Source organism: Phaeobacter gallaeciensis (assembly GCF_001678945.1).
In the GTDB taxonomy this organism is placed as follows: domain Bacteria; phylum Pseudomonadota; class Alphaproteobacteria; order Rhodobacterales; family Rhodobacteraceae; genus Phycobacter; species Phycobacter gallaeciensis_A.
The window spans coordinates 2,819,036-2,833,264 of the sequence record NZ_CP015124.1; the positions used below are offsets into that span (position 1 = coordinate 2,819,036).

14 protein-coding genes are annotated in these 14,229 nt (G+C 64.3%); 8 read left to right on the top strand and 6 right to left on the bottom strand.

The features are described 5' to 3' along the window. Nucleotides 1-89 precede the first annotated feature (89 nt). Both JL2886_RS13390 and JL2886_RS13395 read left to right on the top strand, forming a co-directional pair. Nucleotides 90-1,559: an efflux RND transporter periplasmic adaptor subunit gene (locus tag JL2886_RS13390; protein WP_065272462.1), complete on the top strand. Its 1,470-nt coding sequence runs from the start codon at nucleotides 90-92 to the stop codon at nucleotides 1,557-1,559. 3 nt (nucleotides 1,560-1,562) lie between these two features. After that, nucleotides 1,563-5,009, top strand: a complete 3,447-nt coding sequence (locus JL2886_RS13395; protein ID WP_065272463.1) for an efflux RND transporter permease subunit — start codon at nucleotides 1,563-1,565, stop codon at nucleotides 5,007-5,009. Here the strand turns inward: JL2886_RS13395 and JL2886_RS13400 are convergent. Together JL2886_RS13400 and JL2886_RS13405 are read right to left on the bottom strand one after the other, a co-directional pair. After that, nucleotides 4,931-5,395 (bottom strand): NUDIX hydrolase, encoded by a 465-nt coding sequence (locus JL2886_RS13400; RefSeq protein ID WP_065272464.1) that lies wholly within the window; start codon nucleotides 5,393-5,395, stop codon nucleotides 4,931-4,933. The genes JL2886_RS13395 and JL2886_RS13400 overlap by 79 nt on opposite strands. Then, complete coding sequence (locus JL2886_RS13405; RefSeq protein ID WP_420480629.1) at nucleotides 5,392-6,258, bottom strand: protein-disulfide reductase DsbD domain-containing protein; 867 nt, start codon at nucleotides 6,256-6,258, stop codon at nucleotides 5,392-5,394. Before JL2886_RS13405 ends, JL2886_RS13400 begins: the two co-directional genes overlap by 4 nt. Before the next feature lie 176 nt (nucleotides 6,259-6,434). On the opposite strand from JL2886_RS13405, the gene JL2886_RS13410 reads away from it, so the two are divergent. Further along, a complete protein-coding gene (locus tag JL2886_RS13410) occupies nucleotides 6,435-6,989 on the top strand; it encodes a YqgE/AlgH family protein (RefSeq protein ID WP_065273701.1) in 555 nt (184 codons plus the stop codon). Between the two features lie 76 nt (nucleotides 6,990-7,065). On the opposite strand, the gene JL2886_RS13415 is transcribed toward JL2886_RS13410, so the two are convergent. After that, nucleotides 7,066-7,512 (bottom strand): DsrE family protein, encoded by a 447-nt coding sequence (locus JL2886_RS13415; RefSeq protein WP_065272465.1) that lies wholly within the window; start codon nucleotides 7,510-7,512, stop codon nucleotides 7,066-7,068. A gap of 118 nt (nucleotides 7,513-7,630) precedes the next feature. Then, nucleotides 7,631-8,596 (bottom strand): L-threonylcarbamoyladenylate synthase, encoded by a 966-nt coding sequence (locus tag JL2886_RS13420; RefSeq protein ID WP_065272466.1) that lies wholly within the window; start codon nucleotides 8,594-8,596, stop codon nucleotides 7,631-7,633. Between the two features lie 155 nt (nucleotides 8,597-8,751). On the opposite strand from JL2886_RS13420, the gene JL2886_RS13425 reads away from it, so the two are divergent. From JL2886_RS13425 to JL2886_RS13445, 5 genes are all read left to right on the top strand, one after another. Next, nucleotides 8,752-10,455 carry an acyl-CoA dehydrogenase gene (locus tag JL2886_RS13425; RefSeq protein WP_065272467.1) on the top strand — a complete coding sequence of 568 codons (1,704 nt, stop codon included), beginning with the start codon at nucleotides 8,752-8,754 and terminating at the stop codon, nucleotides 10,453-10,455. Further along, on the top strand, nucleotides 10,455-11,501 hold the full coding sequence (locus JL2886_RS13430) for an MBL fold metallo-hydrolase (protein WP_065272468.1): 1,047 nt from the start codon (nucleotides 10,455-10,457) through the stop codon (nucleotides 11,499-11,501). Before JL2886_RS13425 ends, JL2886_RS13430 begins: the two co-directional genes overlap by 1 nt. A gap of 42 nt (nucleotides 11,502-11,543) precedes the next feature. After that, entirely contained in the window at nucleotides 11,544-12,083 is a 540-nt protein-coding gene (locus JL2886_RS13435) for a DUF6173 family protein (RefSeq protein WP_370570628.1), read from the top strand. Between the two features lie 192 nt (nucleotides 12,084-12,275). After that, nucleotides 12,276-12,410 carry an aa3-type cytochrome c oxidase subunit IV gene (locus tag JL2886_RS13440; RefSeq protein WP_065272469.1) on the top strand — a complete coding sequence of 45 codons (135 nt, stop codon included), beginning with the start codon at nucleotides 12,276-12,278 and terminating at the stop codon, nucleotides 12,408-12,410. 10 nt (nucleotides 12,411-12,420) lie between these two features. Continuing rightward, nucleotides 12,421-13,062 carry a hypothetical protein gene (locus tag JL2886_RS13445; protein ID WP_237028373.1) on the top strand — a complete coding sequence of 214 codons (642 nt, stop codon included), beginning with the start codon at nucleotides 12,421-12,423 and terminating at the stop codon, nucleotides 13,060-13,062. 58 nt (nucleotides 13,063-13,120) lie between these two features. Here JL2886_RS13445 and JL2886_RS13450 read toward each other — a convergent pair whose 3' ends face one another. Beyond that, the gene (locus tag JL2886_RS13450; RefSeq protein WP_065272470.1) at nucleotides 13,121-13,468 is read right to left on the bottom strand and encodes an AzlD domain-containing protein; all 348 of its coding nucleotides are present in this window, start codon (nucleotides 13,466-13,468) and stop codon (nucleotides 13,121-13,123) included. Continuing rightward, entirely contained in the window at nucleotides 13,465-14,199 is a 735-nt protein-coding gene (locus tag JL2886_RS13455) for an AzlC family ABC transporter permease (RefSeq protein WP_065272471.1), read from the bottom strand. The genes JL2886_RS13450 and JL2886_RS13455 overlap by 4 nt, the downstream gene beginning before the upstream one ends. Nucleotides 14,200-14,229: the final 30 nt, after the last annotated feature.

Sequence of the window (14,229 nt, forward strand, 5' to 3'; positions counted from 1 at the left end):
CAGTTGCTATCTTTTCAGGTGGGCGATTGCGCCTGCCCGGGTGTTTTGCGGGATCGAAGCGGCAGCATCTGCCACCGGAAGGAATATGAATGCGGTTTTTGCGGCATAGTTTGACGGGTCTGTTTCTGACGGCGGCGATGCTGGGTCTGCTGCTCTACGCGGGCTGGCTGGTGATGGGGGCGGTGCAGGCGCGGCTCAATGCCGAACCGCGCACGCCGCCTGCGCGCGAGCGCGTTTTTGCGGTGCGGGTAGTCTCGGCGGATGTGCAGACTATCGCGCCAGAGCTGATCGCCTTTGGCCGCATCGACAGCCGCCGGACGCTGGAGTTGCGCACCGCGTTGGCCGGTCGGGTCATTCACCTGTCCGAGAATTTCGAAGAGGGCGGCCGCGTCGAGGAAGGCGCGCTGCTGGTGCAGATCGATCCTGCCGATGCGCAGGCGGCACTGGACCGGGCCGAGGCCGACATGATGGATGCCCGCGCCGAAGAGCGTGATGCGGGACGGGCCCTGATCCTGGCCAATGATGAGCTCGAAGCCGCGCAGGATCAGGCGGAATTGCGCGGCAAGGCCTATCAGCGGCAGCTGGATCTTGAGGAACGAGGTGTCGGTACCACGGCAACGGTGGAAACCGCAGCGCTGGCGGCAGCGCAGGCGCGGCAGGCGGTGATTTCCCGCAGGCAGGCGATTTCGCAGGCCGAGGCCCGGGTGGATCAGGCCAAGACGCGGGTGGCCCGCGCCGAGATTGCGCTGGAAACCGCACAGCGCGATCTGGAAGATACCACGATTTCGGCCGCCTTCAGCGGTACCTTGCAGGCGGTCAGCCTGGTCGAAGGGCGTCTCGTCTCGGCCAATGAAAAACTCGCCGAACTGGTGGACGCGGACCGGCTGGAGGTGGCTTTCCGGGTTTCGACCCTGCAATACGCCCGCCTGCTGGATGATGCCGGGCACCTGATCGAGGCCCCGGTGCGGGTGACGCTGGATGCCGCTGGCGCAGCCCTGTCGGCCACCGGGCAGTTGTCGCGGGTCAGCGGCGCCGCCGGGGACGGGCAGACGGGCCGTCTGGTCTATGCGCGCCTTGATGCGGCGCCGGGCTTCAAACCGGGGGATTTCGTGACCGTTTCGGTGACCGAACCGCCGGTGGAGAATGTCGTGCGGGTGCCTGCCTCGGCGCTGGGCAGCGACGGCGCGGTGCTGCTGCTGGGCGCCGAAGACCGGCTGGAGGCGCTGCCGGTGGAACTGGTGCGCAGGCAGGGCGATGCGGTTCTGATCCGGGGCGAAGGCCTAGCAGGGCGCGAGATCGTCACTGGGCGCACGCCCCTCCTGGGCGCGGGTATCCGGGTGCGACCCCTGCGGATCGACGCCAAGGCTGAGATTGCCCCCGAAGCCGCAGGGCCCGAGCTGATAGAGCTGACCGAGGATCGCCGCGCCCGTCTTGTCGCCCTTGTCGAAGGCAATGCGCGGATGCCGGAAGAGGCTCGCAAACGGGTGCTGGCGCAGCTCTCGGAAACGGCGGTGCCTGCGCAACTGGTCAACCGTATCGAAGCCCGCAAGGGAGGCTGATCCATGCGCGATCTGTCCCGGCCCGCTGGCGGCCTGCTAAGCTACTTCACCCGTCACCGGACGGCGGCCAACCTTCTGTTGGTGATCCTGCTGGTGCTGGGCGCGGCGGCGATCCCCAACATGCGGGCGCAGTTCTTTCCCGATGTGATCGTGGAAAACGTCACCGTCCGGGTGCAATGGGATGGTGCCGGCCCCGAGGACGTGGACAGCGCCATCGTGCAGGCGCTGGAACCGGCCCTTCTGGCGGTGGACGGGGTCGAGGAAACCAGCGCCATCTCCCGCGAGGGTCTGGGCACCATCACGCTGGAGTTCGAACCGGGCTGGGATATGTCACGCGCCTCGGATGATGTGCAGACAGCGGTCAGCCTGGTCACCACCCTGCCGGAAGAGGCGGAAGAGCCCACCGTCAAACGCGGTGCCTGGCGCGATCGGGTGACCGACGTGGTGATCACCGGCGATATCGGCCCCGAGCAATTGGGGCTCTTTGCGGATGAGCTGGTCGTGCGCCTGTTCGAGGTCGGGGTCACCCGCACCACTATCCGCGGTGTTGCTGCGCCGGAAACCATCGTTGAAGTGCCCTCGTCTGCGCTGATCACTTATGATGTCAGCATGGCGGAAATAGCTGCCGCCATCGCCGCCGAGGTCGATGCCGATCCGGCGGGCGATGTCACCGGCGCCAATACCCGCGTGCGCACCGGCAGCGAGAAACGCACGCCGGACGAGCTGGCCGGAATTGTCCTGCGCACCAATGCGGACGGATCGGCGCTGACCATTGGTGATGTGGCAACGATCCGGGTCGAAGGCGTCGACCGCAGCCGCTCCTATTTCGTGGGCGAGCACCCGGCGATGTCGGTGCGGGTCGACCGCTCGGATCAGGGCGATGCTATCGGCATCCAGCACAAGGTCGAAAAGGTCGTCGACGAATTGCAGCTGAGCCTGCCGCAGGGGGTCACCGCCGGGCTGATCCGCACCCGGGCCGAGGCGATCTCGGACCGGCTCAACATCCTTGTGGACAACGGGCTGATGGGGCTTGGGCTGGTGTTGATCCTGCTGTTCCTGTTCCTCAACGTGCGCATCGCCTTCTGGGTCGCGGCGGGCATTCCGGCGGCGATGTTTGCGGCCGTGGCGCTGATGTACGCGGCGGGGCTGACCATCAACATGGTCTCACTTTTTGGTCTGATCATCACCCTGGGGATCGTGGTCGATGATGCCATCGTGGTGGGCGAACATGCCGATTTCCGGGTTCGGCGGCTGGGCGAGACGCCGATGCAGGCGGCCGAGAACGCGGCCCGGCGTATGGCTCTGCCGGTGTTTGCTGCAACCCTGACTACGATCATCGCCTTTTTCGGTCTGGTTATCATCGGCGGGCGCTTTGGCGATCTGATCCGGGATATTCCCTTTACGGTCATCATGGTGCTGGCGGCCTCATTGGCGGAATGCTTCCTGATCCTGCCGAACCACATGGCCCATGCCCTGACCCACGCGCAGCAGCGGCACTGGTACGACTGGCCCAACCGGGCGGTGAACCGGGGTTTTCGCTGGGTCCGGGACGTCCTGTTCCGCCCGTTGATGGCGCTGGTGGTGCGCGCACGCTACGTGGTGCTGGCAGGCGCTGCGGTCATTCTGGCCAGCCAGCTGGCGCTGTTCATTGGCGGCGATGTCAAATGGCGGTTCTTCAACGCGCCGGAGCGCGGTTCGATCACCGGCAATTTCGCCATGGCCGAGGGGGCGACCCGCGAAGACACGTTGGAGATGATGCGCGAGATGCAGCGCGCGACCGAGGCGCTGGGCGCGGAATACGCTGAACGCTATGGCGAAAACCCGCTGGATTTCGTCATGGCCGAGATTGGCGGCAACGCCGGGCGCGGTCTGTCAGGTGTCGAGGCCAAGGACGCTGACCTGCTGGGTGGCATCTCGATCGAGCTGATCGACGCGGATAAACGCGATTATTCCAGTTTTGCCTTTGTCGCGGAGCTGCAGCAACGGGTGGTGCGCCATCCACTGGCAGAGACCGTTTCCTTCCGCAGCTGGCGTTCGGGGCCGGGCGGTGATGCGATGGACGTACAGTTCTACGGCGCCGACGTGCAGACGCTGAAGGCGGCCTCGGAGGATCTGAAAACCGCCGTCCTGCGTTACCCCGAGGTGTCGGCGGTGGAGGACAACCTCGCCTATGACAAGGAAGAGGTCATTCTGGATCTGACTCCGCAGGGGCAGGCGCTGAACTTTACCATCGACAGTCTGGGCCGGGCGCTGCGGGCGCGGCTCAACGGGATCGAGGCAGCGACCTATCCGGACGGACCGCGCAGCGCCACCATCCGGGTCGAACTGCCCGAGGGTGAGCTGACGGCGGATTTCCTGGAGCGTACCCTGATGCGGGCGCCGGGCGGCAGCTATGTGCCGCTGGCCGATATCGTTTCGGTCAGCCAACGCAGCGGGTTTTCCACCGTGCGGCGCGAAAACGGCGTCCGGGTGATCAGCGTTACCGGCGATATCTCCGAGGACGATCCCGCCCGCGCCGAGGCGGTGATCACCGCGCTGCAGGAGGAGATCCTGCCGACAATCGCCAGCGAGCGTCAGGTGGAATGGCGTCTTGCGGGCCTCAGCGAGCAGGAAGACACTTTCCTGTCCGAGGCGGGCACCGGTCTGATCCTGTGCCTGACCGGCATCTACCTGGTGCTGGCCTGGATCTTTGCCAGTTGGACGCGGCCCATCGTGGTGATGGCGATCATTCCCTTCGGCCTCGTGGGCACGATCTGGGGGCATTACATCTGGGAGGTGCCTCTCAGCATGTTCACGGTGGTGGGGCTTCTGGGCATGACCGGGATCATCATCAACGATTCCATCGTGCTGGTCACAACCATCGACGAATACGCGGCTGAGCGCGGGCTGGTGCCTTCGATCATCGACGGGGCCGCGGATCGTTTGCGTCCGGTAATGCTGACGACGCTGACCACCGTGCTGGGTCTGGCGCCTTTGATGTACGAAAGCTCGCAGCAGGCGCAGTTCCTGAAGCCGACGGTGATCACGCTGGTCTACGGGCTGGGTTTTGGCATGTTCCTGGTGCTTCTGGTGGTTCCCGCACTGGTCGCGGTGCAGCGGGACGCGGCGCGGCCCATCACATCGCTGCGCCGGGCGCTGCGGTCCGGTCAGTGCGCCCATACCCGGGTTTTGCGCTGGCTGATCGCCGGATCGGCTTTGGTACAGCTCGGCTGGCTGGTGCTGACGCTGGGCTGGGCCATGGCCACCGGCGCGCTGCATCCGGCCCTGCGTGGGGGGCTTATGGCCTCGGACACCGGGCTGGCCGCGATGGAGCCGGTGCGGGCGGGGCTCATCCTGTTCCTGCTGGGGGCCGTGGTGTTCGGGCTGCTGACCTATGTGATCGGGGCGCTGTCCCACGGGCTGCGGTCGCGCCAGCGCGACCGGGCCAAGAGCGCGACCTCGGCCACCTGATCGATCAGTTCCAGCCCGCTGCGGTGCAGATCGTCCACCGCCACCCATTTCGCCTGCAGCGCATCGTCATCCGGGGTCGGTGCACCGCTGACATAATCGCAGAGCACGGCAGTCAGCAGGTAGTGGTGCGCAACCGCCTTGTCCGGGCCGGGCAGGATCACGTCGACATTGGTCAGATAGCCCCGCGGACGGGCAAGGACGCCGGTTTCCTCGTGCAATTCACGCGCGGCGGCCTCCAGCGCGGTTTCGCCCCATTCCACATGACCGCCGGGAAAGCCCCACCAGCCTGCGTTGGGCGGATTGCGGCGTTGGATCAGGATCACGCTGTCCTGTCCGGCTACGGTCTGGCAGACCACGGCCAGCGCGCCCAGAACCGGGCGGCTCATCCGGCGTCGCAGCCTTTGATATCCACCGAATGGCTGCGCCCCAGCACGGTAATGCGCAGTTTCGACCGGTCAATGGAGGTCGGGCTGTTGCTGGTTGCGGGCATGAACTCGGTCCGTGCCAGCAGAATACTGCCGCGCCGTTCGGTGCTGGTTTCCCCGGCCATCAGATGCGGTGTGCCCGGTTCGATCACCGCGACTTCCTCGCCGCCGGCGCTGGGCATGGTGATCTGCGCTTCGACGCGCATGCCGTAACTGCCGGGGGACAGGCTGCAGATCGCCGAGGAGACGCCTGCCTCCTGCGCCGAATAGGGGCGCGAGGCCAGCGCCGCGACGATCGCCGGGTTGCGGCCTGCCTCGGGGTCTGGCCGGTGATCAAAGGACAGCTCGGACGGCACGCAGACGTCCTTGCAAACGCCCAGTTCCATGCGTCCCTTGATGCGGACGGGTTTGGCAGGATTCGCGGGGGTGATCTCGATCGGCAGCACCAGCTGATCGTGATAGCCGATGGTGCGGTAGCCGGAGGTCATGAAGACTTCGGGGGCGGGCCATGTCATCGACACGTCGCCAATGTTGCGCGATCCACGCCAGGAAAATCTGGGCGGAATGCCGGCATCCCCGGGCGCCCGCCAGTAGGTTTTCCAGCCGCTGTCGAGCGTTAGCCGCAGCGCGCCCATATAGGTGCCCCGTTTCGTCATCCCGCCATCGAGGATCTCGATCTGCACCGGATCGGGCGATGCGCCCGCCTGCACAGTCGCGACCGGCATCAGCGCAAGAACGGCGCAAGCCGCCACGGCGGATTTCAGACGGGCCAGCCCGAACACAGATCGGGACACAGGGCGAGAGGAGGGGCGTTCATGTCTCATACACCAATAAATGCGCATTCCGGCTGCAAATGCCAAGTCACGTTCCGGTCAGACTTCGTCAGATCTGGCTGCTTCAGTGTCGCAGGGGACCAGCCCTTGCACCTCTGGGCGTGGGGCTGCATGCTGGTCGCATGCGGTCTGGTCCGATGGACCAAGCAGACAGAAAGACAGGCGATATGGATCTGACAGGTAAACTCTTGATTGCCATGCCGGGAATCGGCGATCCGCGGTTCGAACATGCGGTGGTGTTCCTGTGCTCTCACAGTGATGAGGGGGCGATGGGGCTGATCGTGAACAAGACGGCGCCGGGCGTGCAGCTGGGCAGTCTGCTGGAACAGCTGGAGATCGAGGCAAACACCGATGTTGCATCTCTGCCTGTCCGTTTCGGTGGTCCGGTCGAGACCCAGCGCGGCTTCGTTTTGCATTCGGACGAATATCATTCGCGGGTCAATTCTCTGGATGTTCCGGGCGGTTTTGCAATGACCGCGACGTTGGACATTCTGGAAGACATTGCCGAAGGCAGCGGGCCAGAGCAGATGGTCGTGATGCTGGGCTATGCTGGCTGGGGGCCGGGGCAGCTGGAAAGCGAAATCGTCGCCAATGGCTGGCTGACGGCCGAGGCCAGCGCCGAGCTGTTGTTCGAGATGGACGATCTGGAAAAATGGGGCGCGGCGTTGAAAACACTGGGCGTGGACCCGGTGTCGCTGTCCTCAAGCGCCGGAACCGCCTGACCCCACACGGTCAGTGCGGCGAGATACGCAGGGACGGGTCGCCCCTGCGTGTTATTGTCTGTCAGGTCTGCGCCAATTATGGACGGACGTAAGAGAACCCTTGTTCCTGCAGTTCCACCAGCCGGACCACACCGGAAGGCACGATCGAGGCTTCCTCGAGCAGGGCAACTTCCTTGCCTGCCTTCTCGCTCATCTTGCGGTGGGTGTTGCCGCAGGCGGAAAAGGACAGTTTGTCGTTCTCAAGGCTCATGGTTGCAATGCGGTCCGCGACCGGGCTTTTCCCCGGAATCAGCATGTGCAGGCCGGGGCCGTAGGCGACAACTTCCACAACCGCCGTGTCCCCTTGCGCCTCGTAATAGCGGGTCAGGTTCTGCACGTTGTTGAGCGCCATGTTCATGACCTTGGGGTCATTCTGATTGACGTGAACGGCGATGTGATGCGTGGCACCTTCGGCAAGGGCTGCGGTGGTCCAGCCTGCGCACAGGCTTGTGGCTACAGCGGCCGCTGTCAGTAAATGTTTCATGATGTTCCTCCCTAGTAGGAGGTCAGGATAGCCCGGTATCCCGTTTATGCATAGAGACTAGCGAATATATGAATAATTGATGGGGTTTTGGCGGATCTGGCTGGCCGTTCGGGCCGGGTCAGTGCGCGGAACTGTCGTCCCGGGGCGCGGCGGCCCGGCGCAAACGGTCGTTGATCGCGCTGCCAAGCCCGTGTTCGGGGATGGGCGCGACAGCAATCGGCTGACCGATTGCATCAAGCCGGTGCAGGTGTTCGAACAGATTGGCGGCGGCTTCGGCTAGATCGCCGACCGCTGACAGGTTCAGATCACAGTCCATGGAGCCAAAGCCGAGCAGCAGCTCGCCCTCACCGGCTTCTGTCGCGTTTAGGCGGACGCGGGCATTGGGCGCGTAGTGGGACAGCAACTGCCCCGGCGCCGACAGGGGATCGGCTGCGTCGCGGTCGGTCAGCGACGTACCGAGGGTTGCCTCAATGTCCTCGGCTGCCAGTCCGCCGGGGCGCAGCAGCATGGGGTCTGGTCCGCTGAGGCCAACGATGGTGGATTCCACTCCTACGCCGCAGGGACCATCGTCCACGACGGCAGCGATCCTGCCGTTCAGCCCGGCCAGCACATGCGCGGCCGTAGTGGGGCTGATCCGTCCCGACGGGTTGGCCGAGGGCGCTGCCACCGGTCCGTCCACGAGGCGTAGCAGCCGCAGGGCGGTGGGATGGGCCGGAACCCGAACTGCCAGTGTCTGAAGTCCCGCGGTCACCAGTCCGGAAACGCCGTGGTCCTCGCGCAGTGGCAAGACCAGGGTCAGCGGCCCGGGCCAGAAGGCCGCTGCCAGCCGTTCGGCCAAATCGTTCCACTGCACCAGCTGCTGCGCCGCCGCGACGGAATGTACATGGGCAATCAGCGGGTTAAAGCTGGGCCGCCCCTTGGCTGCATAGACCGAAGCCACCGCCGTGCCGTTGCGGGCATCGGCGCCCAGGCCGTAGACCGTCTCGGTCGGAAAGGACACCAGCTGCCCCGCCTTCAGAAGATCGGCGGCGCGGCTCAGATCAGCATCCGAGGTCCCCAGAATTTCGGTGGTCAGGCTGGACATGGCGGGTGACGCGGCGTTTCGGTTGATTGAAAAGGTCGAGAGGATAGGTAATCGGACAGGCCGCGAGATATAAAGGGCCTCGTAAGCAATGCCAAGACTGGGTAAAAGACTAGCCCAGACACGAGAGAGCCCCACAGGACGCCAAGAGGACGCCAATGACCTTCCGTTCCCCCGTTTCCGAGTATGAGTTCATGCTCAAGCACATCGTCGGTTTTGAGGATGTGTCCGCAACCGACCTGTTTGCCGAGGCTTCGGACGACATGGTGACGGCGATTCTGACCGAAGCGGGCAAGATGTGCGACGAGGTGATGGCACCGCTGGAGCGTCCGGGAGATCTGAACCCGGCCTATCTGGAAAACGGCGTTGTGCGTACTTCGCCCGGCTTTGCCGATGGCTGGCGTGCCATCGCCGAGGGCGGCTGGCTCGGGATGAGCGCACCGCAGGAGCACGGTGGCATGGGGCTGCCGATGACGATCACCTCGGCGGTCAATGAAATGATGTCCGGCGCCTGCCTGTCGTTGCAGCTGGCCCCGCTGATGAGCCAGGGACAGATCGAGGCGTTGGATCACCACGCCAGCGACGCGCTGAAAGAGCTATACCTGCCGAAACTGATTTCGGGCGAATGGACCGGCACCATGAACCTGACCGAGCCGCAGGCCGGATCGGACGTGGGCGCGCTTAGTTCCAAGGCCGTGCCGAATGGCGATGGCACCTATGCCGTCACCGGGCAGAAGATCTATATCACTTGGGGCGACAACGATTTCGCAGACAACGTCTGCCATCTGGTGCTGGCGCGGCTGCCCGACGGTGTGCCGGGCACCAAGGGGATCTCGCTGTTCCTGGTCCCCAAATTCCTGCCGGATGACAATGGCAACCCCGGCAAGGCGAACAGCCTCAAGGTGGTCAGCCTCGAACACAAGCTGGGCCTGCACGGCAGCCCGACCTGCGTGATGCAATATGATGGTGCCACCGGCTGGCTGGTGGGCGCCGAACATGGCGGTATGGCGGCCATGTTCACCATGATGAACAACGCGCGTCTGGGTGTCGGCGGTCAGGGTGTCGGCATTGCCGAAGCCGCCTATCAGAAGGCGCTGGCCTATGCGCTGGAGCGCAAGCAGGGCAAGACGCCGTCGGGCGGCATTGTTGACCACGCGGATGTGCGCCGGATGCTGATGGAGATGAAGGCGGATCTCTTTGCCTCCCGTGCGATCCTGCTGGCCTGCGCTCAGGCCATCGACATGTCCACCGCCACCGGAGAGGCGGATTGCAAGACCCGCGCCGCCTTCCTGACGCCGATTGCCAAGGCATTCGGCACCGACACCGGCATTCGCGTCGCAGATATCGGCCTGCAGGTGCATGGTGGCATGGGCTTCATCGAGGAAACCGGCGCCGCGCAATTCTGCCGCGATGTGCGCGTGACCTCGATCTACGAAGGCACTAATGGCATTCAGGCGATGGATCTTGTTGCCCGCAAGATGATGGATGGCGGCGAGATGGCCAACCGGCTGATGGATGAGATCGAAGAGCTGGCCGAACGCGCCCGTCCGACCCACCCCAATATGGCCGAAGCCGTCTGGCAGGCCTGCGAAAGCCTGCGCGAAGCGACCGACTGGCTGGTGGGGCAGGGTGATCTGCAGAACCGCTTTGCTGGGGCGGTGCCTTATCTGCGGGCCTTTGCCCGGGTGCTGGGAGGGCATTACCACCTGATGGCGGCCTTGGCTGACAAGGGCGGCCCGCGCGAAAAACTGGCGCGGTTCTACATCAAGCGGATGCTGCCCGAGCATGTCGGCCTGCTGCAGCACGCGCAGGAAGGTATCGAGGGTGCCATGGCGCTGACACTGGACGAGCTGGCCAGCTGATGGCCTCCGTTCCCGAAGTCGGCCCGCGTACCCCCTGGGAAGAACCGCCCGCGCTGGGCGAGGTGATCGAGGTCGCCGAAGGCGTCCTGTGGATGCGCCAGCCGCTGCCGATGAAGCTGGACCACGTCAACGTCTACGCGCTTGACGAGGGCGATAGCTGGACGGTGATCGACACCGGGTTCAACACCCGCAAGAGCCGCGAACTGTGGCAAAGCCTGATGGCAGGCCCGCTGAAGGGCAAACCCATCAGTCGTGTCGTGGCCACCCACCATCACCCGGATCACATCGGTCTGGCGGGCTGGTTCCAGTCCGAATACGGCGCCGAGCTGGTCACCACCCGCACTGCCTGGCTGTTCGCCCGCATGCTGACGCTGGATGTGCAGGAAACTTGGCCCGAGGAAACGCTGGCCTATTACCGCAGCGCGGGCATGGACAAGGAAATCTATGACCAGCGGGTTGCGGACCGGCCGTTCAATTTTGCCGATACCGTCTATCCGATGCCGCTGGGCTTTACCCGGGTGCAGCAGGGCGATGTGTTCCGCATGGGCGGGCGCGACTGGGATGTGCACATGGGCAACGGCCACGCGCCGGAACATGCCACCTTCTGGAGTCGTGACGACAATCTGGTGATCACCGGGGATCAGATCCTCTCGTCGATCAGCCCCAATATCGGCGTCTATGCCACCGAACCGATGGCGGACCCCTTGGGCGAATGGCTGGAGGCCTGCGAACGTCTGGCGCCGCTGGCACGGCATGATCATCTGGCCCTTGGGGGTCACAAGCTGCCGTTCTCGCGTCTGCCGCTGCGGATGCGGCAGCTGATCGACAACCACCACGGCGCGCTGGACCGGCTGATGGACCATCTCGACAGCCCGCGCACCGCGGCCGAGTGTTTTTCGCCGCTGTTCAAACGCGCCATCGGGCCGGGTGAGTACGGGCTGGCGCTGGTCGAGGCGGTGGCCCATGTCAATCACCTTTTCCATCTGGGGCGGGTCACACGCGAACAGCGCCAAGACGGCGCCTGGCTGTATCAACGCAAAGACTGACGGGGTGGCGCCAGGGCGCTACGCCGGGAAAGGCGGGCACAGATGAGTGACAAGACACGCAAACCGGGCGCTTCGGCCATTCACGACAGTATCGATACCAGTGCCGAGGCCGTCGAAGCGGCGATCCTGCCGCAGGTGCATGAGGTGCATTGCGACCCGAGGCCGGGCCAGAGCAGCCCGACGCTGCCCAAGGCGATGCAGAAACCGGCCGAAGAGAAAAGCCCGGCTCGCTGGGCCTATGAGCGGATGATTCTCTACATCAAGAACTTCGAGGAGCAGCTGGACAGCGCTCATGAGGTCGCGATGGGGTTTGCCGGTGGCGACGCCGGTGTCATGCGGATCGAGGGTATGGGCTATTTCGACCCTGACATCGTGACCTTTTACGGGTCGGATAACTCCGGTGCCCGCACGCAGCTGGTCCAGCATGTGACGCAGCTCAACGTGATGCTGCGGGCCCTGCCCAAGGCGCAGCCGGAAACCCCGGCCATGCGGATCGGATTTCGCCTGGCGAAGGATCTGGAGCCCGATCCGGCCCCGGATGCGGATCCCGATATCGTGGCAGAGGCAGAGCCGGATACCTGAGAGACCCGGTGCAGGGGCAACCGCGCGATTCGGCGATGTGATGCGTGACGACCCGCAAGTCGGGGCGAGACGGCTGTGCAAACAGGCCGCAGGCCTCGGGTTTTTCGCCCTGCTGCGCTGCATTGACGTCGTGACAGGGCGCGGGAAATCCAGTAATCAGCAGGAAATCGAACGCGAATAGGACATTTAGACATGGCTGAGCATAAACACGGAACCATGGACATCTCGGTTCAGGAAAAAACCTTTGCGGGTTTTGTGACCTTCACGGTGCGCTTCTGCATCGCTCTGGCGCTCTTCGCGGTCTTCCTGGCCGTCTTCGCGACCTGATCTTCGGGCCATGTCCGTGGGCCGTTTGCTGCTGCGCCTGACGCTTTGTGCGTCGGTTGCAGGGGGAGCCTTTGCGCTGTCGGGCTGCGCGTCGCAGCCGCAGCCCAATGCCGATGATGCAACGCTAGAACGTGTCGCGTATCGCGCCGAGGGCGCCCCATCCCTGACCCTTTATACGATGGTCAACAACCGGACTGGACAGGGCGGGCATACCTCGCTGATGGTCAATGCCTCGGAGCGGGTCATCTTTGATCCCGCCGGGTCGTTTTATGCAGACCGCGTACCCGAACGGGATGACGTGCTTTACGGGATCACGCCTGCCGTGGAAAAGGCCTATCGCGGATCGCACGCCCGCAGCACCCATCACGTGATGGTTCAGGAAGTTGCAGTGACGCCGGAACAGGCGCAACGCGCCTATGAACTGGTTGTCAGCAATGGCCGCGTGCCCGGCGCCTATTGCGCCAATGCTACCGCTTCGGTGTTGAAACAGGTTCCCGGTTTCGAGGATATCAAGGTTACCTTTTATCCGGTAAAACTCGCCGACCAGTTTGAACAGCGACCCGGCGTAAAAACTACCCGTTATTACGAGAACGACAGCGCCGACCTTCAGGAAGGACTCGCGCGCAACAATGCAATCCTAAACGGAGAGTAGCGCGGCGCATCCTCAGAACGTGCGCCGCAGCGGTGGACCCGTGGCCGACGCTCGCGTCTTAGCCCGATACGTAGAGCAGCAGCACGAAGGACCCTGCGCCAGTTCCCATGGCCAAGAGTACATTCTTGGTCAGATAGCCGACTGCCAGCGTCAGCGCCGCCACCGCGACATGCGGCAGGCTTGGGGTGCCGCCTGTCGGAGCGGGCCAAGCCACCAGCGGCGCCACCAGCGCCGGGATGATGGCAACCGCGGTATAGCGCAGGTGGCGCATCAGCCAGTCCGGCATGGCGCGCCCGCCAACAATCCCGATAAAGGCAAAACGCAGGGCAAAGCTGCCAACAGCCAGTCCGATGATGGCCGTCCACAGGATTACGGGATCAATCAGGGCAGGGGCAGTGCTGGTCATTGCGCGGTCTCCTCTTGGCTGCGGCGCAGCCGGTTTTCCAGCCAGACCTCTGTCTGGGCGCCGGCCATCATGCCAGCCAACCCAGCCACGATCAGACCCAGGTTATAGGGCAGGGCCGCAGCCGGCAGCGCAGTCGCGACAGCGACGAAACAGGCCACTACATGCGCGGGGGTGCGCAGCATCGGGCCGATCATCGCCAGAAAGGCCAGCGGCAGCACAAAGTCGAGGCCCCAGCTGTTCGGGACCTGCGCGCCGATCATGGCGCCGGTAAAGGTCGCGATCATCCAGCCCGGTGCCACCAACCCGTTGGTGCCAAAAAAATACGCCATGCGTTCTGGCACGGTCATCTCCGGCTCGGTTTCGAATTGCACGATCGACAGGGCATAGGACTGATCGACGGTGAAATAGGCGGCAATCGCCCGCTGCCACAGCGGCGCCGACCCCAGATAGGGCGTCAGAGAGGCGGAATACATCGCCACCCGCAGGTTCACCGCAAGCGCCGAAATCAACACGATTAGAATCGGTGCGTTCTCCTGCATCAGTTGCAGAGCGGTGAATTGCGCCGACCCGGCAAACACCGCGAGCGAGAAGGTCAGTGCCTCGGGGACAATAAGTCCCGCCTCGGCGGCCAGAACACCAAACAGCAGGCCAAAAGGTCCTGACACCAGAAGAAATGGTGCGCCATCGCGGACGCCCTTCCAAAAGGCTGATTTGGGTGTGGTGATCGCCATTTGCACGTCCTAAATTGAGACGCAGCACGG